At 73.6% G+C, this 22,979-nt stretch carries 18 protein-coding genes and 1 tRNA gene; 7 read left to right on the top strand and 12 right to left on the bottom strand.

Annotated elements, in window-relative coordinates; all coding sequences use genetic code 11:
- Window positions 1-233: 233 nt before the first annotated feature.
- The 3 genes from IEW90_RS02355 to rpoB form a co-directional block, all read right to left on the bottom strand.
- Window positions 234-1,709, bottom strand: coding sequence for a hypothetical protein (locus IEW90_RS02355; RefSeq protein ID WP_188715652.1), 1,476 nt, complete (start codon window positions 1,707-1,709; stop codon window positions 234-236).
- Window positions 1,710-1,857: 148 nt separating this feature from the next.
- Window positions 1,858-5,745, bottom strand: coding sequence for a DNA-directed RNA polymerase subunit beta' (gene rpoC, locus IEW90_RS02350; protein ID WP_188715650.1), 3,888 nt, complete (start codon window positions 5,743-5,745; stop codon window positions 1,858-1,860).
- A 41-nt stretch (window positions 5,746-5,786) separates the two neighbouring features.
- The gene (rpoB, locus tag IEW90_RS02345) at window positions 5,787-9,257 is read right to left on the bottom strand and encodes a DNA-directed RNA polymerase subunit beta (protein ID WP_188715648.1); all 3,471 of its coding nucleotides are present in this window, start codon (window positions 9,255-9,257) and stop codon (window positions 5,787-5,789) included.
- Window positions 9,258-9,583: 326 nt separating this feature from the next.
- On the opposite strand from rpoB, the gene IEW90_RS02340 reads away from it, so the two are divergent.
- The 4 genes from IEW90_RS02340 (at window position 9,584) to IEW90_RS02325 (ending at window position 12,421) form a co-directional block, all read left to right on the top strand.
- Window positions 9,584-10,414: a spermidine synthase gene (locus IEW90_RS02340; protein ID WP_229679454.1), complete on the top strand. Its 831-nt coding sequence runs from the start codon at window positions 9,584-9,586 to the stop codon at window positions 10,412-10,414.
- Window positions 10,415-10,469: 55 nt separating this feature from the next.
- The gene (locus tag IEW90_RS02335) at window positions 10,470-11,042 is read left to right on the top strand and encodes a hypothetical protein (RefSeq protein WP_188715644.1); all 573 of its coding nucleotides are present in this window, start codon (window positions 10,470-10,472) and stop codon (window positions 11,040-11,042) included.
- Window positions 11,043-11,123: 81 nt separating this feature from the next.
- Window positions 11,124-11,576: a SprT-like domain-containing protein gene (locus IEW90_RS02330; RefSeq protein WP_188715642.1), complete on the top strand. Its 453-nt coding sequence runs from the start codon at window positions 11,124-11,126 to the stop codon at window positions 11,574-11,576.
- The gene (locus IEW90_RS02325) at window positions 11,573-12,421 is read left to right on the top strand and encodes a spermidine synthase (RefSeq protein ID WP_188715640.1); all 849 of its coding nucleotides are present in this window, start codon (window positions 11,573-11,575) and stop codon (window positions 12,419-12,421) included. The genes IEW90_RS02330 and IEW90_RS02325 overlap by 4 nt, the downstream gene beginning before the upstream one ends.
- Here IEW90_RS02325 and IEW90_RS02320 read toward each other — a convergent pair.
- The 5 genes from IEW90_RS02320 to IEW90_RS02300 form a co-directional block, all read right to left on the bottom strand.
- On the bottom strand, window positions 12,376-13,974 hold the full coding sequence (locus tag IEW90_RS02320; protein WP_188715638.1) for an MFS transporter: 1,599 nt from the start codon (window positions 13,972-13,974) through the stop codon (window positions 12,376-12,378). The two genes, IEW90_RS02325 and IEW90_RS02320, sit on opposite strands and share 46 nt — an antisense overlap.
- Before the next feature lie 57 nt (window positions 13,975-14,031).
- Entirely contained in the window at window positions 14,032-15,408 is a 1,377-nt protein-coding gene (locus IEW90_RS02315) for an SGNH hydrolase domain-containing protein (RefSeq protein WP_188715636.1), read from the bottom strand.
- A 500-nt stretch (window positions 15,409-15,908) separates the two neighbouring features.
- Window positions 15,909-16,361: a hypothetical protein gene (locus IEW90_RS02310; RefSeq protein ID WP_188715634.1), complete on the bottom strand. Its 453-nt coding sequence runs from the start codon at window positions 16,359-16,361 to the stop codon at window positions 15,909-15,911.
- A gap of 64 nt (window positions 16,362-16,425) precedes the next feature.
- Window positions 16,426-16,965 (bottom strand): NUDIX hydrolase family protein, encoded by a 540-nt coding sequence (locus IEW90_RS02305; protein ID WP_188715632.1) that lies wholly within the window; start codon window positions 16,963-16,965, stop codon window positions 16,426-16,428.
- A gap of 51 nt (window positions 16,966-17,016) precedes the next feature.
- Window positions 17,017-18,252, bottom strand: a complete 1,236-nt coding sequence (locus IEW90_RS02300) for a hypothetical protein (RefSeq protein ID WP_188715631.1) — start codon at window positions 18,250-18,252, stop codon at window positions 17,017-17,019.
- A 110-nt stretch (window positions 18,253-18,362) separates the two neighbouring features.
- On the opposite strand from IEW90_RS02300, the gene IEW90_RS02295 reads away from it, so the two are divergent.
- Window positions 18,363-18,977 (top strand): alpha/beta hydrolase, encoded by a 615-nt coding sequence (locus tag IEW90_RS02295; RefSeq protein WP_188715628.1) that lies wholly within the window; start codon window positions 18,363-18,365, stop codon window positions 18,975-18,977.
- A gap of 40 nt (window positions 18,978-19,017) precedes the next feature.
- Entirely contained in the window at window positions 19,018-19,698 is a 681-nt protein-coding gene (locus IEW90_RS02290; RefSeq protein ID WP_188715626.1) for a LysR family substrate-binding domain-containing protein, read from the top strand.
- Between the two features lie 20 nt (window positions 19,699-19,718).
- Here IEW90_RS02290 and IEW90_RS02285 read toward each other — a convergent pair whose 3' ends face one another.
- The 4 genes from IEW90_RS02285 to IEW90_RS02270 form a co-directional block, all read right to left on the bottom strand.
- A complete protein-coding gene (locus IEW90_RS02285; protein ID WP_188715624.1) occupies window positions 19,719-20,297 on the bottom strand; it encodes a KH domain-containing protein in 579 nt (192 codons plus the stop codon).
- Between the two features lie 106 nt (window positions 20,298-20,403).
- Window positions 20,404-20,494 (bottom strand) — tRNA-Ser (locus IEW90_RS02280).
- Between the two features lie 112 nt (window positions 20,495-20,606).
- A complete protein-coding gene (locus IEW90_RS02275) occupies window positions 20,607-21,119 on the bottom strand; it encodes a GNAT family N-acetyltransferase (RefSeq protein ID WP_188715622.1) in 513 nt (170 codons plus the stop codon).
- A complete protein-coding gene (locus tag IEW90_RS02270) occupies window positions 21,116-21,484 on the bottom strand; it encodes a VOC family protein (RefSeq protein ID WP_188715620.1) in 369 nt (122 codons plus the stop codon). The genes IEW90_RS02275 and IEW90_RS02270 overlap by 4 nt, the downstream gene beginning before the upstream one ends.
- An 85-nt stretch (window positions 21,485-21,569) precedes the next feature.
- On the opposite strand from IEW90_RS02270, the gene radA reads away from it, so the two are divergent.
- Complete coding sequence (gene radA / locus IEW90_RS02265; RefSeq protein ID WP_188715618.1) at window positions 21,570-22,937, top strand: DNA repair protein RadA; 1,368 nt, start codon at window positions 21,570-21,572, stop codon at window positions 22,935-22,937.
- Window positions 22,938-22,979 lie beyond the last annotated feature (42 nt).

Below are 22,979 nucleotides of genomic sequence, written 5' to 3'. Positions count from 1 at the left end.
ACGACCTGCGGTGGCGCTTGATCCAGCGCAGCAACGCGGCAGCCCCTCTCCCCCGGTCCGATCCACGCACGCGGCCGCGCGCGCATGCGCGAACGTGACCGTCGATGATTCTGCCACGGGCGAACGACCCGATCCTGAACGTGTGTCCGATATCCGCACCATCACTCCTGATGATGCCCAGAGGGGCAGGCCCTGCTCAGGCCTGCCCCTCTGGAGTGGGTCTGCTGCTGCGATCAGCCGCGGGAGCGCTCGTACGCCTCCAGCCGCTCCGCGTTCTCGCGCTGGAAGTCGTCGTTGGCCTGGCGGTTCCACTCGCGGGCGCGGCGACCGCGGCGGGCGACGATGCCGCCGACCCAGACCGGCACCTCGCGGGCGATGACGAACGCGAGCACCGAGAGCGGCGCGAGCAGCAGCTGGCCGAGCTCCTGCGGCGCGATGCCGGGCACCGACGCGTACTCGCCCCAGCCGCCGAGCTCCTCCATGTACGCGCCACCGATGTGCGCGGCGTAGACGAGGATCGCGACGATGAACGCACCGAGCACGTGCGCCCACCAGCCGGCGCGGTTGACGATGAGCGTGACGAGCCAGTAGGCGACGAAGAACACGATGACGGGCAGCAGCCACGACGGTCGCAGCCACACCTCCTGCGCCGTCTGCAGCGCGTCGAAGTCGCGGTCGAAGAGGTAGCCGACCGCGAAGAACGCGGCGGCGAAGAGCGCGGCGAAGATGATCGCCGCGAGGAGGGCGACGGCGAAGCCGACGCCGCGGGCGCCCTTGCGGCGCGGCGGCTGCGGTTCCTCGACGAGCACGATGGGGGTGCCGCCGGCGGCCGCGGCGCGGCCGGTCTCGTCGTCGACCGGGATCGTGGCGCCGTCGCGCACGATGCCGAAGCGCTCGGTGCGCTGCTCGGGCTGCGCGTCGAGCACGCGGGTGCGGTCGTCGCCGGCGTCGGTGCGCTGAGCGTCGATCGCCTGCGTCGGCTCGTCGGCGCGCTGCTGGTCGATGGCCTGCGTGGGCTCGGGCTCGACGAACTCGCGCTCGGTGCGCTCCTGGCGACGGCTCGCCGCGGCGGCGGCGATGCCGCCCGCGGCACCGGCGCCCGCGGCCGCGAGCGGCGCGGTGGGGGCGCCGCCGTCGCGGTCGTGGTCGGCGAGGTCGTGGTCGCCGTTGGCGCGCGCCGCATCGGCGCGCTGGTCCGCGTCGTGCGCCGGGACGGCGCCCGCGTCGGCGGAGGAGGCGTCGTCGGGGTCGGTCTGCCGACGCAGGCCGAACGAGGGCCGGCGCGGCTCGACGAGCGCGGGCGGGCCGTCGGCCGGCTCGTCGGCGGGCTGCTCGAGCGACGAGGCGCGGTCGGCGCGCGAGTCGTCGGGGTGCGCCGCGGAGTGCGAGGGGCCGCGCAGGCTCGACGGCGCGATGACGGTGGGCTCGATCGAGCCGTCGTCGTGCGCGTGGTGGCCCGCGTCGTGGCCGCCGTCCGCGTGCGGCTGCTCGTCGAGCACCGCGGTGTCGGCAGCGGGCTCGTGCTCCACGAGCGGCTGGTGGTCGTCGTGCTCGGCGACCGAGGTCGAGGCGACCTCCGCGTCGGCCTCGCTCCGCGCAGGGCCGTCGGCAGTGGCGTCCGCAGGGGGCGCCGTCGCCTCGTCGGCCGTGTCCTCGGGGCGCGTGCCGAAGAAGCGCTCGCGCCACGACGTGGGCTGCTCGTCGCTCATGGTCATCCCTCCAGCGGCGGGCTCGGTGCCGCGCCGTCGCCCGATCCTACGCACGCGCGGGCCGCGCGAGCCGTGCGCCACCCCGTTCGGGGCCGGACGCGGCAGGGGCCGCACCCTTTCGGATGCGGCCCCTGCGGCGTGGGATGGATCAGACGTACTGGCCCGGCTCCTCGGAGCCGTACTCGCCGCCCGTGAAGGCGTCGAAGTCCAGGTACGAGAGGTCCGACTCGTCGACCCCGCCCGCGTCGGCGAACAGGCGGTTCGGGTAGCGCTCCGCCTTCGCCTCCTCGGTGGCCTCGACCGTGACGTCGCGGTAGCGCGACAGGCCGGTGCCCGCGGGGATGAGCTTGCCGATGATGACGTTCTCCTTGAGGCCGAGCAGCGGGTCGCGCTTGCCGGCCAGGGCCGCCTCGGTGAGCACCTTGGTCGTCTCCTGGAAGGAGGCGGCCGAGAGCCACGACTCCGTCGCGAGCGACGCCTTCGTGATGCCCATGACCTCCTGGCGGGCCGAGGCGGTCTTCTTGCCGTCGGTCAGCGCGGCGCGGTTCAGCTCGTTGTAGCGCGAGCGGTCCACGAGCTCACCGGGCAGCAGGTCCGTCTCGCCGTGGTCGACGACCGTGACCTTGCGCAGCATCTGCCGCACGATGACCTCGATGTGCTTGTCGTGGATCGGCACGCCCTGCGAGCGGTACACGTCCTGGACGCCCGAGACGAGGTGCTTCTGGACCTCGCGGACGCCGCGCACGCGCAGCACCTCCTTGGGGTCGACCGAGCCGACCTGGAGCTGCTGGCCCTGCTCGACGTGGTCGCCGTCGGCGACCTCGAGCGTGGCGCGGCGCAGCACCGGGTAGGCCAGCTCCTCGTCGCCGTTGTCGGGCGTGAGGACGATGCGCTTCGACTTCTCGTCCTCCTCGATGCGCACGCGGCCGGCGGCCTCGGCGATCGGGGAGGCGTTCTTCGGGGTGCGGGCCTCGAAGAGCTCCGTCACGCGGGGCAGACCCTGCGTGATGTCGCTCGCGCCGACCGAACCACCCGTGTGGAACGTGCGCATCGTGAGCTGGGTGCCGGGCTCGCCGATCGACTGGGCGGCGATGATGCCGACCGCCTCGCCGATGTCCACGAGCTTGCCGGTGGCCAGCGAGCGGCCGTAGCAGTGGGCGCAGACGCCGACCGCCGACTCGCACGTGAGCACCGAGCGCACCTTGACGGACTCGACGCCCGCCTCGATGAACGCGCGGATCTCGCGGTCGCCGATGTCGGAGCCGCCGGTCGCGAGGACCGTCCCGTCCGCCGCCACGACGTCCGTCGCGAGGTTGCGGGCGTAGACCGCCGACTCGACGTTCTCGTGCAGCGTGAGCTGGCCGTCGATGACCTCCGCGATGGGGGTGTCGAGGCCGCGCTCGGTGCCGCAGTCGTCCTCGCGGATGATGACGTCCTGCGAGACGTCGACGAGTCGACGCGTCAGGTAGCCCGAGTCCGCCGTGCGGAGCGCGGTGTCGGCCGAGCCCTTGCGCGCGCCGTGGGTGGCGATGAAGTACTCCGCCACCGTGAGGCCCTCGCGGTACGACGAGATGATCGGACGGGGGATGACCTCGCCCTTCGGGTTCGTCACGAGGCCGCGCATGCCGGTGATGTTGCGGACCTGGATCCAGTTGCCGTTCGCGCCGGCGGTGACCATGCGGTAGATCGAGTTGCCCTCGTCGAACGCGTCCTGCGTCGCCTTCTGCACCTCGTTCGTCGCCTTGGTCCACAGCTCGGTGAGGTCCGAGCGGCGCTCCGCGGCCGTGATGAGGCCCTTCGAGAACTTCTCGTCGATCTTGCGCGCGGCCGTCTCGGCCTCGCCCACGATCTCGCCCTTGCGCTCCGGCGTGATGACGTCGGAGAGCGCGACCGAGATGCCCGAGCGGGTCGCCCAGTGGAAGCCCGCGTCCTTGATCTTGTCGAGCGTCGACGCGACCACCGTCTTCGGGTAGCCCTCGGCGAGCGCGTTCACGATCTGCGAGATGACCGGCTTGGTCGCGACCTGCTGCACGAACGGGAAGTCCGCGGGCAGGAGCTCGTTGAAGAGCGCGCGGCCCAGCGTGGTCTCGAGCAGGAACGGCTCACCCTCGACGAAGCCCTCGGGGCGCTCGTCCTCGCGGAGCACGAGGCCCTCGAGGCGGATGCGCACCGTGGCGCACAGGTCGAGCGAGCCCTGGTCCATCGCCATGATCGCCTCGGCGACCGACGAGAACGCACGGCCCTCGCCTGCGACGTCCTTCTTGACCGACGTCAGGTGGTGCAGGCCCGACACGATCTCGTGCGTGGGCAGCGTCACCGGTCGGCCGTCGGACGGCTTCAGGATGTTGTTCGACGCGAGCATGAGCACGCGGGCCTCGGCCTGCGCCTCGACCGACAGCGGCAGGTGGACAGCCATCTGGTCGCCGTCGAAGTCGGCGTTGAACGCCGAGCAGACGAGCGGGTGCAGCTGGATGGCCTTGCCCTCGACGAGCAGCGGCTCGAAGGCCTGGATGCCGAGGCGGTGCAGCGTGGGCGCGCGGTTCAGCAGCACGGGGCGCTCGCGGATGATCTCCTCGAGCACGTCCCAGACCTGCGGCTTCGACCGCTCGACCATGCGCTTCGCGTGCTTGATGTTCTGCGAGTGGCCCAGGTCGATGAGGCGCTTGATGACGAACGGCTTGAACAGCTCGAGCGCCATCTGCTTCGGCAGGCCGCACTGGTGCAGCTGCAGCTGCGGGCCGACGACGATGACCGAGCGGCCCGAGTAGTCGACGCGCTTGCCGAGCAGGTTCTGGCGGAACCGGCCCTGCTTGCCCTTCAGCATGTCCGAGAGCGACTTCAGCGCGCGGTTGCCGGTGCCCGTGACGGGACGGCCGCGACGGCCGTTGTCGAACAGGGCGTCGACCGCCTCCTGCAGCATGCGCTTCTCGTTGTTCACGATGATCTCGGGAGCACCGAGGTCGAGCAGGCGACGCAGGCGGTTGTTGCGGTTGATGACGCGGCGGTACAGGTCGTTCAGGTCGGAGGTCGCGAAGCGGCCGCCGTCGAGCTGGACCATCGGGCGCAGCTCCGGCGGGATCACCGGGACGACGTCGAGGACCATCGCGGCCGGGCTGTTGCCCGTCTGCAGGAACGAGTTGACGACCTTGAGGCGCTTGATCGCGCGGATCTTGCGCTGGCCCTTGCCCTCGGCGATCTGCTGGTGGAGCAGCTCGGCCTCGGCGGCCAGGTCGAACGCCTCGAGGCGCAGCTTGATCGCCTCGGCGCCCATGTGGCCGTCGAAGAACTCGCCGTAGAGGTCGACGAGGTCGTGGTAGACCGCGTCCTCCGCCTTGAGGTCGCCGACCTTCAGGGTGCGGAAGTCGTCGAAGACGCGCTCGCTGTGGGCGATCTCGTCGTCGGCGACCTTGCGGATGTGCGCCATCTCGCGCTCGCCCGCATCCTTCACCTTGCGCTTCTGGTCGGCCTTGGCGCCCTCCTCCTCGAGCTGGGCGACGTCGGCCTCCAGCTGCGAGAGGCGCTCCGCGATGTCGGCGTCGCGGCGCTTCTCGATCTCGCTGGTCTTCAGGCGCAGCTCCTGCTCGAGCTGCGGCAGGCGCTCGTGTCGAGCGTCGGCGTCGACCCGGATGACCATGTACGCGGCGAAGTAGATGACCTTCTCGAGGTCCTTCGGCGCCATGTCCAGGAGGTAGCCGAGGCGGCTCGGCACGCCCTTGAAGTACCAGATGTGCGTGACCGGGGCGGCGAGCTCGATGTGGCCCATGCGCTCGCGGCGCACCGAGGACTTCGTGACCTCGACGCCGCAGCGCTCGCAGACGATGCCCTTGAAGCGCACGCGCTTGTACTTGCCGCACGCGCACTCCCAGTCGCGCGACGGGCCGAAGATCTGCTCGCCGAACAGGCCGTCCTTCTCCGGCTTCAGCGTGCGGTAGTTGATGGTCTCCGGCTTCTTCACCTCGCCGTAGGACCAGGCGCGGATGTCCTCGGCCGTCGCGAGGCCGATCCGCAGCTCATCGAACGTGGTTGCGTCGATCAATGTGTTCCCTCTTGTCTGAAGATTCGTATGCTGCGGCCGGATCAGATCTCGTCGATCGACGACATCTCGGGCCGGGAGAGGTTGATGCCGAGCTCCTCGGCCGTGCGCAGCGCCTCGTCCTCGTCGTCACGGAGCGTGACGACCTCGCCGGCGGCGTTGAGCACCTCGACGTTCAGGCACAGCGACTGCATCTCCTTCATGAGCACCTTGAAGGACTCGGGGATGCCGGGCTCCTGGATGTTCTCGCCCTTGACGATCGCCTCGTACACCTTCACGCGGCCGACGATGTCGTCCGACTTGATGGTGAGGAGCTCCTGCAGCGTGTACGCCGCGCCGTAGGCCTCGAGCGCCCACACCTCCATCTCGCCGAAGCGCTGGCCGCCGAACTGCGCCTTACCACCGAGCGGCTGCTGGGTGATCATCGAGTACGGGCCGGTCGAGCGAGCGTGGATCTTGTCGTCGACGAGGTGGTGGAGCTTCAGGATGTACATGTAGCCGACCGAGATCGGGTACGGGAACGGCTCGCCCGAGCGGCCGTCGAACAGCCGGGCCTTGCCCGAGCCGTCGATCAGCCGGTCGCCGTCGCGCGTCGGCAGTGTCGAGTCGAGCAGGCCGATGATGGCCTCCTCGGTCGCGCCGTCGAAGACGGGGGTGGCGACCTTCGTGTCCTTCGGCGCCTCGAGCGTGCGCGGGTCGAGGCCCTCGGCCCACTCCGGCGTGCCCTCGACCTTCCAGCCCGTCTTCGCGATCCACCCGAGGTGTGTCTCGAGCACCTGGCCGAAGTTCATGCGCTTCGGGATGCCGAGCGGGTTCAGGACGATGTCGACGGGGGTGCCGTCGGCGAGGAAGGGCATGTCCTCCTCGGGCAGGATCTTCGCGATGACGCCCTTGTTGCCGTGGCGTCCCGCGAGCTTGTCGCCCTCGGTGATCTTGCGCTTCTGGGCGATGTAGACCACGACCTTCTCGTGGACGCCTGAGCCGAGCTCGTCGTCGCCGTCCTCCGCGCGGAACTGCTTCACCGCGATGACGGTGCCCTGCTCGCCGTGGGGGACCTTGAGCGACGTGTCGCGGACCTCGCGGCTCTTCTCGTTGAAGATCGCGCGGAGCAGGCGCTCCTCGGCCGACAGCTCGGTCTCGCCCTTCGGCGTGACCTTGCCGACGAGGATGTCGCCGGGGACGACCTCGGCGCCGATGCGGATGATGCCGCGCTCGTCGAGGTCGGCGAGCAGGTCCTGGCCGACGTTGGGGAGGTCGCGGGTGATCTCCTCCTTGCCGAGCTTGGTGTCGCGCGCGTCGACCTCGTACTCCTCGATGTGGATCGACGAGAGCACGTCGTCCTTCACGAGGTTCTGGCTGAGGATCATCGCGTCCTCGTAGTTGTGGCCCTCCCACGGCATGAACGCGACGAGCAGGTTCTTGCCGAGCGCGAGCTCGCCCTGGTCGGTCGCGGGGCCGTCGGCGATGACCTCGCCGGCCTCGATGCGGTCGCCCGCCGAGACGATGACGCGGTGGTTGTACGACGTGCCCTGGTTCGAGCGGTCGAACTTGCGCAGGTAGTACTGCTGCGTGCCGCCCTCGTCGAGCTGGATCGAGACGACGTCGGCCGAGACCTCGGCCACGACGCCCGCCTTCTCGGCGGTGATGACGTCGCCGGAGTCGATCGCGGCGAAGCCCTCCATGCCGGTGCCGACGAACGGCGCCTGGCTGCGGACGAGCGGCACCGCCTGGCGCTGCATGTTCGCACCCATGAGCGCGCGGTTGGCGTCGTCGTGCTCGAGGAACGGGATGAGGCTCGTGGCGACCGAGACCATCTGGCGCGGCGACACGTCCATGTAGTTGACGGCCGACGGCGCGACGAGCTCGACCTCCTCGCCCTTCGAGCGGGCGACGACGCGGTCCTCCACGAAGCGGCCCTTGCCGTCGAGGCGGTTGTTGGCGTGCGCGACGACGAAGTCGTCCTCCTCCGAGGCCGTCAGGTAGTCGACGACGTCGCTGACGACGCCGTTCTCGACCCGGCGGTACGGCGTCTCGATGAAGCCGAAGGAGTTGATGCGCGCGAACGTCGCGAGCGAGCCGATGAGGCCGATGTTCGGACCCTCGGGGGTCTCGATCGGGCACATGCGGCCGTAGTGCGAGGGGTGCACGTCGCGGACCTCGACGCCCGCGCGCTCACGGCTCAGACCGCCCGGGCCCAGCGCCGAGAGGCGGCGCTTGTGGGTCAGGCCCGCGAGCGGGTTGTTCTGGTCCATGAACTGCGAGAGCTGCGAGGTGCCGAAGAACTCCTTGATCGCGGCGCTCACGGGGCGCACGTTGATCAGGGTCTGCGGGGTGATCGCCTCGATGTCCTGCGTGGACATGCGCTCGCGGACGACGCGCTCCATGCGCGCCAGGCCCGTGCGGACCTGGTTCTGGATGAGCTCGCCGACGGCGCGGATGCGACGGTTGCCGAAGTGATCGATGTCGTCGACGTCCAGGCGGATGTCGACGGCCTCGCCCTTGCGGACGCCCGGGAGCGTCGTCTGCTCGGCGTGGAGGGCGACCAGGTACTTGATCGTCGCGACGATGTCGTCGACCGAGAGCACGGAGTCGCTCATGGGGACGTCGAGACCGAGCTTGCGGTTGATCTTGTAGCGGCCGACCTTCGCGAGGTCGTAGCGCTTCGGGTTGAAGTAGAAGTTGTCCAGGAGCGCGCGGGCGGCCTCGGCGGCGACCTGCTCGCCCGGACGGAGCTTGCGGTAGATGTCGCGGAGGGCGTCCTCCTTCGTCATCGGCGCGTCCTTCTCGAGCGTCGCGAGGATCGACTCGTAGCCGGCGAACTCCTGCGCGATGTCCTCGCTCGTGAGGCCGAGGGCCTTGAGGAAGACCGTGACGGACTGCTTGCGCTTGCGGTCGATGCGCACGCCGACGGCGTCGCGCTTGTCGACCTCGAACTCGAGCCAGGCGCCGCGGCTCGGGATGACGCGGGCCGAGTAGACGTCCTTGTCGGAGTTCTTCTCGGGGGTGCGCTCGAAGTAGACGCCGGGGCTGCGCACGAGCTGCGACACGACGACGCGCTCCGTGCCGTTCACGATGAACGTGCCCTTCTCGGTCATGAGCGGGAAGTCGCCCATGAAGACGGTCTGCGACTTGATCTCGCCCGTCTCGTGGTTCATGAACTCGGCCGACACGTACAGCGGCGCGGCGAACGTCTTGCCGCGCTCCTTGCACTCGTCGATCGTGTACTTCGGGACGTCCAGCACGGGCTCCGAGAACGAGAGCTGCATCTTCTCGCTCAGGTCCTCGATCGGGGAGATCTCCTCGAAGATCTCCTCGAGGCCCGACTGGGCCGGGACGTCGTCGCGACCGGCCGACTGCGCCTCGTCGAGGCGGCTCCGCCAGGCCTCGTCGCCGATGAGCCACTCGAAGCTCTCGGTCTGCAGGGCCAGCAGGTCGGGGACGGTCAGGGTGTCCGTGATGCGCGCGAAGCTCAGTCGGCTCGCGTTCCGACCGGACTTGGGGCTCAGTTCAGCCAAGGCAGATACCTCCGGGCCGGGAAGGGTTGCGGGTCTTCCCGGGATCGTGTCGTCGGTGAGAGACTCGTCAACACCCTGGAGCGCCCGGTGAGGGCGCGCGCCGACCGCAATATGAAGGCAGAGGGGATGTCTGTGAGCGCAAAGTCCAACACTACGCCGCGAGGCATCCGCTGTCCAGTCGATCCGGCGTGTCGGCTCGCATCCACGCCAGGGCCGGTGCTATCGCCCGCGCGCCCCTCGCATCCGGGACCTCCGCGAGCGCTCGGAGCGCGGTCGCGCGGCGGCGCGGCGCGGGCACCCGGCCGCGCTCGGCCAGGATGGGGTGCATGACCACGCCGAGCCGCCGCCTGGCCTCCGGCCTGCACGCCGAGATGCGCTTCGCATCCGACGGCGGCTGGCAGCTCGTCGTCGACGGCACGCCCCAGTCGCACGTCGACCCCGAGCGGCCGCAGCTGCTCGTCTACGAGTACGTGCAGCAGATCGGCCACGTCGTCGACGCGCTCGCGCCGGGCCCGCTGACGGCGGTGCACCTGGGCGCCGGCGCGCTCACGATCCCCCGCTACGTCGAGGCCACCCGTCCCGGCTCGCGGCAGCAGGTGATCGAGCTCGAGCCCGCGCTCGTCGAGCTCGTGCGCGAGGTGGCGCCGCTCCCCCGCGGCGCGAGCGTGCGGGTGCGCTACGGCGACGCCCGCGAGCAGCTCTCGCGGCTGCCGGGCGGGCTCGCCGGCCGCGTCGACCTCGTCGTCGTCGACGTCTTCTCGGGCTCGCAGACGCCCGCGCACGTGACGACCGTCGAGTTCCACGAGCAGGTGCGGGCGCTCCTCGCGCCGCGCGGCGTCGTCGTCGTGAACGTGGCCGACGACCGCACGCTGCGGTTCGTGCGTCGGCAGCTCGCGGCGCTCGCCGAGGTGCACGGGGCAGTCGCGGCGATCGCCGACCCGGGCATGCTCAAGGGCCGCCGCTTCGGCAACGTCGTGGCGGTCGCGGGCGCCGAGCTGCCCGACCTCGAGGCGATCGGCCGCGCGCTGCGGCGCGACCCGCTGCCCGGCAAGGTCGTCGCCGGCGCCGAGCTCACCCGCTTCCTCGGCGGCGCGCTGCCGGCGCGCGACGCCGACGCGACGCCGAGCCCCGCGCCGAGCCGCGGCCTGTTCGGCTGAGCCGCGCCCGGCGTTGCGCCCGGCGATCGGCCACGGATGCGGGACGATGCCGTGCATGAGCGAGTCGATCGGCTACGACCAGACGGCGCTCCGCAACGCGGTCGACGTCGCCTCGGCCGCGCGGCGCCTCCGCCAGCTCGGCCGGGAGCGCTCGCTCGCCGCCGTCTCCGAGCGCGCCTGGCTGCTCGAGAGCCTCGGGCGGCTCGACGAGGCGCTCGCCGCCGCCACCGAGGCGGTCTCGCTCGCCCGCGCGAGCGGCTCGCGCGACCGCGTCGCCGAGGCGCGGCTGCTGCGCGCCTCCGTGCTGCAGACCCGCGGCGACCTCGCGACGGCGCTCCGCGACTGCACCGCGATCATCGCCGAGTCGCGCTCGAACGACTGGGTGGAGCTGTGGGCGCTCGCGCTCCAGCAGCGCGGCACCGTGCACTTCGCGCTCGGGCAGTGGCACGAGGCGTGCGTCGACTTCACCGTTGCCGTCGAGCTGTGCCGCGAGGCCGAGCTCGGCGCCTCGCAGCTGGAGGCGGCGGAGGTCGCGCTGCTCGTCGCGACCGACCGGGCACAGACCGAGGCGCTGCGGGCCGAGCAGGACGTGCCGCGCGCCAGCCACCCGATCTGGGGCGGGCGCTGACCCTCCCCCGCCGCGCCGGCGCGCGCCGCGTCCGGTGGGCGGCGCCTGGCATGCTCGTGGCGGAGCGGGAGGGGGTGCGCCATGGCTGAGCTCGATCGCGTGGAGCGCTGGGCCGAGGCCCTCATCCGCCTGCACCTCGACGACACCTGGTCGTTCGGCTTCGACCGCGCCGTGAAGCGCGCGGGCCTCACCGACTTCACCGCACGGCGCATCACGGTCTCCAAGCACCTCGCTGCGCGCTGGGACGACGACGAGGTGCACCAGACGCTGCTGCACGAGGTGGCGCACGCGATGGTGGGGCCGGGCGAGGGCCACGGCCGGCGCTGGCTGCGCACCGCGCGCGAGCTCGGCTACGTCGGCGGCCGCACGCACCAGGGCGAGATCGCCGCGGAGCGCGCCGGCTGGGTCGGCCGCTGCCCCGGCGGCCACGAGCACGTGCGGTTCCGCGCGCCGCGCGGCCGCTACGCCTGCCGCCCGTGCTCGAAGGGCGCCCCGCAGGCGGTCGAGGTGCGCTGGGAGCGCCGGGCGGCATGACGCGGCGCACGCTCTCCGACGGCCTCGAGGCGACGCTCGAGCCCGACGAGCACGGCCTCGTGCTGGTCATCGACGGCATCGCGCAGTCGCACCTGGGCGAGCCCGGCGCCCCGCCGCGGCACGCCTCGCACCGCTGGATGCTCGCCGCCGCGCTCGCCGCGGTCGAGGGCCGCACCGCGCCCGCGGTGCTGCACCTCGGCGGCGGCGCGCTCGCGCTGCCGCGCGCGATCGCTGCCGCCCAGCCGGATGCGCGGCAGCGGGTCGTCGAGCTCGAGCCCGCGCTCGTCGAGCTCATCGCCGAGGCGGCGCCGCCGCCCGCGTCCGTGGCGGTCGAGGTGGGCGACGGGCGCGCGGCGCTCGAGGCCGCGCGCGAGCCGGTCGACGTCGTCGCGATCGACGTCTTCGCGGCCGGCCGGGTGCCCGCGCCGTTCACGAGCGTGGAGTGCTTCGCCGCCGCCCGTCGCGCGCTCGCGCCCGGCGGCACGCTCGTCGCCAACTCCGCCGACGGCCCGCCGCTCGCCTTCCTGCGATCGCAGCTCGCGACCCTCCGCGCGGCCTTCCCCGAGGTCGCGATCGTCACGACCGGCTCGACGCTCGCGGGCGCCCGACACAGCAACGTGGTGCTGTTGGCGAGCGAAGCGCCGCTGCCCCTCGATGCGATCCGCGCGCAGGTGCGCGACGGGAGGCCGCCGGCGGCCGCGCTCGGCTGGGAGCGGCTCGCGCCGTTCGTCGCCGAGACCGGTCCCGAGGTCGTCCGCGACGCCACCGCGGTCGGCTCGCCCGCGCCGGTGCGCTCGGCCTACCTGGGCGGCTCGGCGCTGCCCGCCTCGCTGCTCGGCGGCTGAGCCCGCTCGGGTGCGCCCCGCAGGGACGGGCCGCGGATGCCGGCGTCGACGGGGCTGACCGGCGGGACGCCGCCGTCCGCCTGCTCGCCGGCGCTGTGCTCGCCGGCGCTGTGCTCGGCGGCGACCGACGGCGCCTCGGTCTGCACCGCGCCGCCGTCGTCGGCGTCGGTCGCCGCCAGCGGCGCGGACGTCGCGTACGACTCGCTGATGCGCCGGTAGGCGGGCGTGAGGAACGCGAGCAGGGAGGCCGCGACCATCACGAGCCCAGCGACGAGGAAGACGAGCGCGATGCCGCGCACGACGCCCGTGCCGAGCAGCGGCTCGAGCGCCACCGCGCCCTCGTCCGAGCGGGCCCACGGGATGATGGCGAACTCCGCGATCGGGGCGATGAGGAACGCCGTGATGGGCGCCGCGGCCGACTCGAAGGCCATCGCGAAGCCGAACACGCGGCCCTGCCGCTGGAGCGGCACGACGCGCTGGATGACCGTCTGCTCCGCCGCCTCGACGGCGGGGACGAGGCACAGGTAGAGCCAGATGCCGACCGCGTAGAGCAGCCACGACTCGCGGATCGTGAACAGCGCCCCGAGCAGGCCCATGGCCGCGACGACGAGCAGCATCGTGCGCATCGGGCGCGTGCCGAGCCCGAACTTCGCGATCACCAGGCCGCCGACGATGAAGCCCGTCGAGGCGACGCCGAACACGATGCCCCACGCCTGCACCGAGAACAGCTCGAGGCCGTACGGGTCCATGAGCGCCATGTAGACGCCGCCGATGAGGTTGTTGAACGTCGAGAAGACGATGAGCGCGAAGAGCCCGCCGACGGCGAGCACCGCGCGCACCGAGCCGCGCAGGTCGATCGCGCTCTCGCCCTCGACCCGCTCGGCCGCCGCGCGGTCCTCCGGGAACCGGAGCGTCAGCAGGTGCACGAGCGTGCCCGCCGTGAGGCCGATGGCGATCGCGATGGTCCAGCCCATGCCGACGAAGCCGATCGCGAGGCCGGAGAGCACGCTCGTGACGATGAAGGCGAGCCCCTGCACGGTGCCGACGAGGCCGTTGGCGTTGGCGTGCTGCGCGTCGGGCACGAGCATCGTGACGGTCGTCGAGAGCGCGATGTTGCGCATGTGCTCGATGACCGCGCCGAACAGGACGATCGCGGTGAACAGCCAGAACCACGGCGCCCCGAGGTCGAGCAGCGCCTCCTCCGACAGCACCAGGTACATGCCGCCCGCGACCGCGAACGACGTCAGCGTGACCGTGCTCGAGAGCAGCATGACCCGCAGCTTGCGGTGGTGGTCGACGATCGTGCCGAAGAGGATGCTGCCGAACGCGACGAACAGCATGTAGGCGCCGCCGATGATGCCGGTGGCCAGCACCGACCGGGTCTCGAGGTAGACCCAGAAGGTGAGCGCGAACCAGAGGAAGCTCGTGGTGAGGTTGGCGGCGGCGGTGTTGACGAGGGTGTGCAGGAACGTGCGCCAACCGCGGGCCGGCACGGGCCGGTCGCTGCCGCCGCGCGGCTCGGCGGGCTGGCCGCCGGGAGCGTCGGTGCTCATGGGGGCACCATAGCCACGGCCGGTGACACGGGGAACGGGCGTGTCGGACGCCCGGGCTCAGCGGAGCGCTCGGCGCAGCTCCCACATGATCTTCGAGGAGACGGTGGCCAGGTACGTGCCCGTGATGTGGTGCTGATCGCGGTACACGACCGCGTTGCCCACGATCAGCGGGCACGTGCCGTCGGCGCAGTAGTAGCGAGTGACGTCGACGACCCGCACCTCGGGTGCGAGGGCAGCCGCGTCGAGGATCGGATCCCACCCGCGGTGGCCCACGCTCTGCGGCACGGCGCAGTCGAAGGGCGCCGCCCCCGCGGACTCGGTCACGCAGCGGACGCCGCCAGAGGGCAGGTACGGGAAGTCGCCGAGCACGACCAGCGGGATGCCGGCGTCGAGCACCGGCTGCCACGCCGCGAGGTACCGGTCGCGCACCGCCGCAGCCTCGTCCGGCTGGTCGACGAACGGGTGCCGCACGCCGGTGTAGACGATCGCGTCGTACTCCCCGCTCAGCACGGCTGCGGAGAGCTGACGGTAGCGGTCGGAGCAGCCGTGGCCGAGCGGGACGCGCTCCCATCGGCAGCTCACCCCGAGGTAGGCGTCCACCGACCAGTTCCAGTGCGTGAACTCGGCGCGCATGGAGTTGGCGTACCCGGCGGCGTGGGAGTCCCCGATGAACGCGACGCGCAGCGCGTCCGCGCGGCTGCTCCCGAGCGTGCAGACCGGGACGAGCGCCTCCTTGTCGGACTGCCAGCACTCGCGGGAGTAGGCGCCTCCGGTCTGCGGCCGCAGGCGCTCAGGGTCCGTGGTCGGCGCGATGAGCCCGCCCGCGCGCGCGTCGCAGCCGCTGTCGAGCAGCGCGCGGACCCCGAAGCACGGGGCACCGGAGAACCCGAGCTGCTCGCCCTTCGCCCACGTCGTGATGCTCGTCGTGCTCGACACGGCGGTGACGGTGCCCGCTCCGGACGGCATGACGACGCGCAGCGCCCGGACGTCCGCCGATCCGGAGGTGTAGCGGAGGGCGAAGCGGCCGTCGCGCTGCACGTACGCCTGCACGAGGGTCCGCCACGAGCCGCTCTCCAGGGCCTCGAGCTTGACGCGCCTCCCCGCGAGCTGCGCGTACACGCTCCCGACGACCACCTGCTCGGCTCCGAGGACGGCGGGTGCCGATCCTGCGGGCTGGACGCCGTAGAGGCCCGGCTGGACCATGACGGTCCGCGAGGCGCTGCTCGCCGCGTCGAGGGTCGCGCTGACCACGATCTCGGCCTTGATCCTGGCTCCTTCGAGCGGCTTCACGTCGAGGCGGAAGCGGCCGTCCGAACGCGTCGAGACCGTGCCGAGCAGCGACCAGCGGCCCGTGTGGGTGGACCTCGCGACGATGCGCACGGGCGCGTCCGCGACGGGCACGCCCGCGGCGAGGACCCGACCGTGGGCGGCCATCGTCCGGCCATAGCGGACGGATGTCGCGTCGGTCGTCATCCACACCGAGGGGCTCCTCCGCACCTCCGGCTGTGCCGGCGCGTCGGCCGCGGGCGCATCGGTCGTCGGGGCGGGGCTGGTCGGTGCGGCGCTCGTCGGGGACGGCGACGGAGCCTGCGCGGGAGGGCCCGAGGTCGGCGTCGGCGCCGCCGCGGGCTCGGTGGCGGCCGGTGCGGCAGGAGCGACCGATCCGTCCGTCGCCGGATCGCCCGACGGCGTCGGCTCGACCGCCGGAGCCGACGGCGCGGTCGGCGCCGGGGGCGGGGTGGCCCCTGCCGGGACGGCGATGCCGAGGACGCTGACGAGGGCGACGAGCACGACGGCGGCGTGGCGGAGGGAGGCGCGCATGGGAGTGCTGCTGCTCGAGGGACGCGGCGGAGAGTGCCGCGGAGCGCGTCGGCGCTCAGGAGCGCACCGTGACGATCGGAGCGTAGCGCACGGGGCGGCGCTGCGTGCGCTGCTCAGCGCGGCTCGGCGGTGCTCCTCGCGAGCGCCTCAGCGGCGACGAGCGCCTCCGTGGCGCCCCGCAGCGCCGTCGCCGCGGCGCACGAGGCGGCGCAGGCGGGGCTGTGGAAGTCGATGCCGAGCTCGGCGAGCTCGTCGACGACGCGACCGGCCACGAGCAGGTCGGCGGTCGAGGGGCGCAGCGAGCCGTCCGGCCAGCGATCGCCCACCGCGACGATCTCGACCGTCGTGCGCTCGCCGCGGCGCTCCTGCTCGTCGAGCGCCGCGCGAGCCACCTCCGCGGCGTTGACGAGCGTCGCGCCGAGCACGAGCGAGCTGCGCGGTGCTCGGGCCTCCAGCTCGAGCGCCTCCGGCCCGCGGTCGGCGTCCGCGATCACGAGCACGTGCGCGGTCGAGGCGCGCACGGCCTCCATCCCCCACTCGAGGGTGACCTGGTACTCGGCGCTCATGCCGCCAGCCTATGGGGGCGCGTGCCGCATCCGCTGGGCGGACGCCCGGCTCGGGCGGCCGCGCTCAGCGCAGCGCGCCGAGGTGCGCGAGAGCCGCGCGCACGAGGCTGCCGCGGCCGCCCTCCATCTCGGAGAGCACGAGCTCGGACGCCGCGGCCTCCGGGCTGAGCCACGTGAGCTCGAGCGCGTCCTGCCGCGGATCGCAGGATCCGGTGACGGGCACGATGTAGCACAGCGACACCGCGTGCTGGCGGCTGTCGCTGTAGAGGCCGCCGCCGGGCAGCGGGAAGTACTCGGCCACCTGGAACGGCACGGGGCTCGCCGGCAGCTGCGGGAAGGCCATCGGGCCCAGGTCCTTCTCGAGGTGGCGGTACAGCGCATCCCGCACCGACTCGCCCCGCATGACGCGGCCCGAGACGATCGTGCGGGTCATCTCGCTCTGCGCGTTCATGCGCAGCAGCAGCCCGACCTCGGTCACCTGCCCGATGCCGTCGAGGCGCACGGGGATCGCCTCGACGTAGAGGATCGGCAGCCGCTCGCGCGCATCGCGCAGCTCGTCGTCGCTGAGCCAGCCGGGGTTGGGATCGGGAGTGCGCACCGCCATGGCCCCATGGTGCCAGGCCAGCGCGTCCGACGGCTGATGCCCGGCGCGGCGTCAGGGGCGCAGGCGGCGCCCGCGGCGATCGGCCGCGAGCGCCAGCGCGAGCCACGCCGCGGCCACGAGGAGCGCGAGCACGATCGACGGGATGTCGCCCAGGCGCGCGAACCACGTGACGGGGCTCGGTGCGGGGAGCGCCTCGAGCAGCGTGCGCGCGGCGAGCGTCGTGCCGACCGCGAGCAGGCTGCAGCGGCCGAGCGCGGCGAACGGCTCGGCGAACGCGCCGAGCGCCGAGGTGCCGCCGCGGAGGTCGGTGTCGATCGAGGGGTGCATCGCCGCCGCGAGCACCGCGGCGAGCGACGCCACCGCGAGCGTGAGGGGCGGCGTCCAGATGGCGGTGCTCGGCTGCAGGGCGGCCTGCCCCCACACCGTGGGCGTGAAGTGGGCGAGGATGCCGAGCACGCCGAACAGGGTCGCAGCGAGCAGCGCGTAGCCGACGACGCGGCGGCGCTGCGCCCCGGGCACGCTGCGGGCGCGCAGCAGGGCGTGCACGAGGGCGGCGCCGGCGGCCGCCGGGATCGCGAGCCCGAGGCCCGCCACGACCGTCGTGACGGTCGCGACGACCGCCGGGTCCGTGCCGACGCCCGCCGCATCCGCGACGCCGCCCACGAGCAGCGTCGCGGGGCTGCACGCGTCGTTGGGGCCGTCGCAGATCGCCGTCGTGATCCAGAGGGATCCGGCCCCGATCGCCGTGGCGATCACGACGGTCCACGCCCACGCGCTCCAGCTGCGGGCGATCGCCGCGAGCACGCCGAGCGCCGCCGTCGCCACCGCGAGCTGCACGAGCGGTCCGCCCACCGAGATCCGCTCGAGGCCGCCCAGCGCGCCCTCCTCGGGCGCCCAGCGCGCCCCCGTCGCCGCGCCGGCGACGAGCGCCGCGCCCGCGGCGATGACGACGCCGAGCGCGAGCAGCAGCAGCGCGCGCCCCGCGACGCGCGCCCCGGAGGTCCAGCCGCGGTGCTGCGCCATGGCCAGCGCGCAGCCGGCGACGACGGCGAACGCGGGCAGCGCGATCGCGTCGAGGCCGACCGCGCCCCACGCCTGCGAGGCGGGCACCGGCCGGCGCGGCGCGGCGAGCCACGCGACGGTCGCGAGCACGAGCAGGCCCCGCGCGGCGTCGAGCGAGACGACGCGGCCGATGCGTGCCCGGCCGCTCCGCTTCGGCGCGCGCGTCCGGCCGCCGCGGCCGCCCGACGCGGGGAGCACGCGGGTCGTCGCCGAGGTGCTCGTCATGCTCCGAGGCTACGGTGTGGGGAGCGGCGGGCGCCCGTCCGAGGGCGCCGCGCAGGCGCCGCGCTCGGCCGGCCGGACGGCGGCGCGCGCGGCTCGAGGAAGGAGCATCCATGCACCCCATCGACGCGGACGCCGTGCTCTGGCGGCAGGGAACGGGCGACGAGCTGCTCGTCGTCATGCACGGCCTCGGCAGCCACGAGGGCGACCTCTTCGGGCTCGCCCCGCACCTGCCGGAGCGCTTCGACGTCGCCTCGCTGCGCGCGCCGATCCCCTACGGCGGCGGCTTCGCGTGGTTCGAGTTCACGCCCGTCGACGCCGACGACCACGCCCTCATCGACTCCGCCGCCGAGGGCGTGCTCGCGTGGCTCGAGGGCCTCGAGCACTCCTACTCCCGCGTGCACCTGCTCGGCTTCTCGCAGGGCGGCGCGATGGCCGTGCAGCTCGCGCGCCTCGAGCCGGAGCGCTTCGCCTCGATCGCCCACCTGTCGTCCTTCGTGCACGCGGGCGAGCTGCCGGGCGACGCGGCGCTCGCCGGGCGCGAGCCTCGCATCCCGCTGCTCGCGACGATCGGCGACCTCGACGATGTCATCCACGTCGACAAGGTGCGGCGCTCGGCGCCGTGGCTCGACCGCCACTTCGCCGTCGACCGCCGCACCTACCACCGCGCGCACGCGATCGTGGCGGAGGAGCTCGCCGACGTCGTCGCGTTCCTCGAGCGCGCCTGACCCTCCGCCTCGTCGGCGCGGACACGGCAGGATGGGTGCCGTGGATCGGTTCCGGCTGGGCGGCGTGCCCGGGGTCACGCCCGCGAAGTGGATGCGGGTGTGGGGCGAGCGGGTGCCCGACGTGCCGATCGAGCTCGTGCAGCTCGAGGAGGCCGAGGCGGTCGCGGCGCTGCGCGCGGGCGAGCTCGACGCGGCGCTCGTGCGGCTGCCCGTCGAGGACGAGGCGCTGCACGTCGTGCCGCTCTACGCCGAGCTCGCGGTCGTCGTCGTGCCGAAGGGGCATCCGGTCGTCGCGTTCGACGACGTCGCGGAGGCCGACCTCGCCGGCGAGGCGCGCGTCGAGCGCGGCGGGATGACCGCGGCGCAGCAGCTGGAGGTCGTCGCGACGGGCGCGGGCATCGCGATCGTGCCGATGTCGGTCGCGCGTGCGCTCGGCGGACCCGAGACGCGCCACCGCGTCGTCGTCGACGTGCCGCCGACCCGGATCGCGCTCGCGTGGCGCCGCGCCGACGACTCCCCGCTGCACCAGGAGCTCGTGGGGATCGTGCGCGGCCGCACCGCGCGCTCGTCCCGCGGCGAGGACCGCGACGAGGATGCCGCGCCGACGCCCGCCGCGCAGACTCCCACCGCGCAGCGCCGCCAGCCGCCGAAGGCGCGCGGTCCGCAGCGCGGGCAGAAGCCCGCGAAGGGTCGGCAGCCGGGCCGCGGGCGACGCCGCTAGGCAGTCCCCGCGCCGGAGGATCAGCGGCCCGCGACCTCCGCGCGGACGAGCGCGAGCGCGCGGTCGACCGCCGCCTGCGAGTCGCCGCTGATGCGCACGACGCCGTCCGGCTGCACCGAGATCCGCGCCGCGCTGCTCGCCTGGATCGCGCGGATCCGCTCGCCGCCGCGGCCGACGACGCGGCCGATCTCGCGGCGCGGGATCGTCGTCGTGCGCCGGTAGCTCCACGCGGTCGTCTTCACGACCACGCGATCGGACGGCCACGGCGGCAGCACCCACACGCGCAGCGCGTTCTCCCCCACGTCGCGCTCGAGCCGGATGCTGCCCTGGCGGTCGTCGACGGCGGTGCGCTCGGGCATCCGCACGACCCGCTCGAGCTCGCGCTGCCCGACCCCCCGCTGCGCCATCCGCTCGCGCGCGTGGTGCGTGAGGGCGATCTCGGCGCGCGGATCGAGCCGCCCGGCCGGCGCGGCACCCGGGCGGGCGCCGCCGGGGCGCGGCCCGCGCGAGCGCAGCTCGCGGACGACGAGCAGCACGACGACGGCGACGATCGCAGCGATGGCGATGCCGGCGGCGCCGAGCACGACGGGGAGCTCCATGGGCCCTCCTCGAGCCTCAGGGCCTCGGGACGGCAGCGCCCTGCCTGCACCGCCTCCTCGACCGATGGCGAGACGACGGAAGCCCCGCATGCTGCGGGGCTTCCTGTGGCGGTGACGGTGGGATTTGAACCCACGGTGGAGGGTTACTCCACACAACTTTTCGAGAGTTGCACCTTCGGCCGCTCGGACACGTCACCAAGAGGAGAGCCTACACGAGGCCCGGACCGCCTCCCAAACCGGCGCCTGCATCCGCCTGAGCGAACGGGCGCCGGAGCCGAACAGCCGGTCGGTCGCGGGCGCCGGAGCGGCTCAGGCGTCGAAGCGGCGCAGGTGCCGCAGCTCGCAGAGGTCGCCGTCGACCTTCCGGCCGCCGTCGTGCGCCCACCCGTGCGTCTCGTAGAAGCGCGCGGCGCGGTCGTTCCCCTCGAGCCGCCACAGGTATGCGGCGGAATGGCCGTCGGCGACGAGCCGGCGCTCGGACTCCATCAGCAGCGCGTGCCCGACGCCCCGCGACCAGCGCTCCGAGAGCGCGTAGATCGCGTACAGCTCGGCGGGGACCCCGGGGATCTCCTCCCGCGCGGGGCCGAAGGCCGCCCATCCGACGACCTCGCCGTCGGCGACCGCGACGAGCTCGTGCTTGTGCGGGTGGTCGTGGTGCTCCTCCCACAGCTCGGCGCGGCGCTCGGCCTCGCGCTGGATGTCCATCCGGTCGAGCATCGCCTGCGGCACGAGCCCCGCGTAGGCGGCCCGCCACGTCTCGACCCGCACTCGCGCGATGCCGGCCGCGTCGCCGATCGCCGCCTCGCGCACGTGGGCCGTCATGCGGCCTCCCCGGGCCCGGCGTCGATGACGCAGAAGCGGTTGCCCTCGGGGTCCTCCATGATGAGGTAGTCGGCGTCGTCGGGCCGCTTCGGCCAGTGCACGCGCTGCGCGCCGAGCGCCTCGAGGCGCTCGACCTCGGCGGCCTGGTCGTCGGCGTAGAGGTCGAGGTGGATGCGCGGGGGCAGCACGCGCTCGCTCGGCACGGCGTCGAGCGAGACGTTCGGGCCCTGGCCGGAGCGCGGGCGCAGCAGCGCGAAGCCGTCGTCGAGCGGCAGCCGCGGCTCGTAGTCGAGCGCCGCGGTCCAGAACAGCAGCTGGCGCTCGAGATCGGCGACCCTGATGACGATCGAGCCGACGCTGAGCATGCGGGCACGCTAGCCGCGCTCCCTGCAGGAACGCCGCGAGGCGCGCCGCACGGCCGCGTGGGTGCCCGCCGGTAGCCTCGCTCGCATGGCCAAGGCACCCGCGTTCCGCTGCTCCGAGTGCGGGTGGACGACCCTCAAGTGGGTCGGGCGCTGCGGCGAGTGCCAGCAGTGGGGCACGGTCGAGGAGGCGGGCGGCGCGGCGGCGCGCGTGGCCGCGTCGTCGGTGCCCGCCTCGCGCGCTGCGCGCCCCATCACCGAGCTCACCGCCGCCGACGCGCCGCGCTGGGCGACCGGCATCGGCGAGTTCGACCGCGTCCTCGGCGGCGGCATCGTGCCCGGCGCCGTGGTGCTGTGCTCGGGCGAGCCGGGCGTCGGCAAGTCGACGCTGCTGCTCGCCGTCGCCGCGACGGCGGCGCGCGCCGGGCGGCGGGTGCTCTACGTGTCGGGCGAGGAGTCGCTCGCGCAGGTGCGCCTGCGCGCCGAGCGCACGGGCGCGCTCGAGCCGGAGCTCTACCTCGCGAGCGAGACCGACCTCGGCACGATCCTCGGCCAGATCCGCGACACCGCGCCCGAGCTCGTCATCGTCGACTCCGTGCAGACCGTCGCGAGCGCCGACAACGACGGCCTCGCGGGCGGTCCGAGCCAGGTTCGCGACGTCGCCTCGGCGCTCACGCGCGCGGCGAAGGAGGCGGACGTGCCGCTGCTGCTCGTCGGCCACGTCACGAAGGACGGCTCGGTCGCCGGCCCCCGCTTGCTCGAGCACCTCGTCGACGTCGTCGCCCACTTCGACGGCGACCGGCAGACGGCGCTGCGCTTCGTGCGCACCTCCAAGAACCGCTTCGGCCCGACCGACGAGGTCGGCTGCTTCGAGATGACCGGCGACGGCATCGTCGAGGTGACCGACCCCTCGGGCCTCTTCCTCTCGCGCTCGTCGACGCCGCTCCCGGGCACGTGCGTGACCGTGGCGCTCGAGGGCCGCCGCGCGATCCCCGTGGAGGTGCAGGCGCTCGTCGTGCGCTCCTCGACCGCGCAGCCGCGCCGGGTCGTGAACGGCGTCGACTCGTCGCGCGTCGCGATGGTGCTCGCCGTGCTCGAGCGGCACGCGAGCATGCCGCTCGGCAGCGAGGACGTCTACGTCTCGACCGTGGGCGGCATCCGCCTCACCGAGCCCGGCGCCGACCTCGCGATCGCCCTCGCCATCGCGAGCGCCGCGCGCAACGTGGCGCTGCCGCCGCGGCTCGCCGCCATCGGCGAGATCTCGCTCGCCGGCGAGATCCGGGCCGCGAGCGCGGCGAAGCGGCGCGCGACCGAGGCGAAGCGGCTCGGCTACGCGCGGGTCGTCGACGAGTCGGCGGCGCTCGTGCGGAACGCCGTGCCCGAGACGATCCGCGCCGGGCGGCAGGAGTCGGCGCCGGCGGGGCGGCGCGAGCCAGCGGGGGTGCCGGACTTCTAGGCCAGGGTGGTCTCGAGACGCGTGCGGCCTACGGCCGCGCGC

The sequence above is a fragment of the Agrococcus terreus genome (genome assembly GCF_014645235.1).
GTDB classification, from domain to species: Bacteria; Actinomycetota; Actinomycetes; order Actinomycetales; family Microbacteriaceae; genus Agrococcus; species Agrococcus terreus.
This window is presented reverse-complemented; position numbering and strand designations above follow the sequence as displayed.

Excerpts from the sequence above, each read along its gene's own strand:
- IEW90_RS02355 (WP_188715652.1), bottom strand. The coding sequence starts at position 1,709 with ATGAGCGACGAGCAGCCCACGTCGTGGCGCGAGCGCTTCTTCGGCACG.
- IEW90_RS02340 (WP_229679454.1), top strand. The coding sequence starts at position 9,584 with ATGACCACGCCGAGCCGCCGCCTGGCCTCCGGCCTGCACGCCGAGATG.
- IEW90_RS02335 (WP_188715644.1), top strand. The coding sequence starts at position 10,470 with ATGAGCGAGTCGATCGGCTACGACCAGACGGCGCTCCGCAACGCGGTC.
- IEW90_RS02330 (WP_188715642.1), top strand. The coding sequence starts at position 11,124 with ATGGCTGAGCTCGATCGCGTGGAGCGCTGGGCCGAGGCCCTCATCCGC.
- IEW90_RS02325 (WP_188715640.1), top strand. The coding sequence starts at position 11,573 with ATGACGCGGCGCACGCTCTCCGACGGCCTCGAGGCGACGCTCGAGCCC.
- IEW90_RS02320 (WP_188715638.1), bottom strand. The coding sequence starts at position 13,974 with ATGAGCACCGACGCTCCCGGCGGCCAGCCCGCCGAGCCGCGCGGCGGC.
- IEW90_RS02315 (WP_188715636.1), bottom strand. The coding sequence starts at position 15,408 with ATGGCCGCCCACGGTCGGGTCCTCGCCGCGGGCGTGCCCGTCGCGGAC.
- IEW90_RS02310 (WP_188715634.1), bottom strand. The coding sequence starts at position 16,361 with ATGAGCGCCGAGTACCAGGTCACCCTCGAGTGGGGGATGGAGGCCGTG.
- IEW90_RS02305 (WP_188715632.1), bottom strand. The coding sequence starts at position 16,965 with ATGGCGGTGCGCACTCCCGATCCCAACCCCGGCTGGCTCAGCGACGAC.
- IEW90_RS02300 (WP_188715631.1), bottom strand. The coding sequence starts at position 18,252 with ATGACGAGCACCTCGGCGACGACCCGCGTGCTCCCCGCGTCGGGCGGC.
- IEW90_RS02295 (WP_188715628.1), top strand. The coding sequence starts at position 18,363 with ATGCACCCCATCGACGCGGACGCCGTGCTCTGGCGGCAGGGAACGGGC.
- IEW90_RS02285 (WP_188715624.1), bottom strand. The coding sequence starts at position 20,297 with ATGGAGCTCCCCGTCGTGCTCGGCGCCGCCGGCATCGCCATCGCTGCG.
- IEW90_RS02275 (WP_188715622.1), bottom strand. The coding sequence starts at position 21,119 with ATGACGGCCCACGTGCGCGAGGCGGCGATCGGCGACGCGGCCGGCATC.
- IEW90_RS02270 (WP_188715620.1), bottom strand. The coding sequence starts at position 21,484 with ATGCTCAGCGTCGGCTCGATCGTCATCAGGGTCGCCGATCTCGAGCGC.
- radA (WP_188715618.1), top strand. The coding sequence starts at position 21,570 with ATGGCCAAGGCACCCGCGTTCCGCTGCTCCGAGTGCGGGTGGACGACC.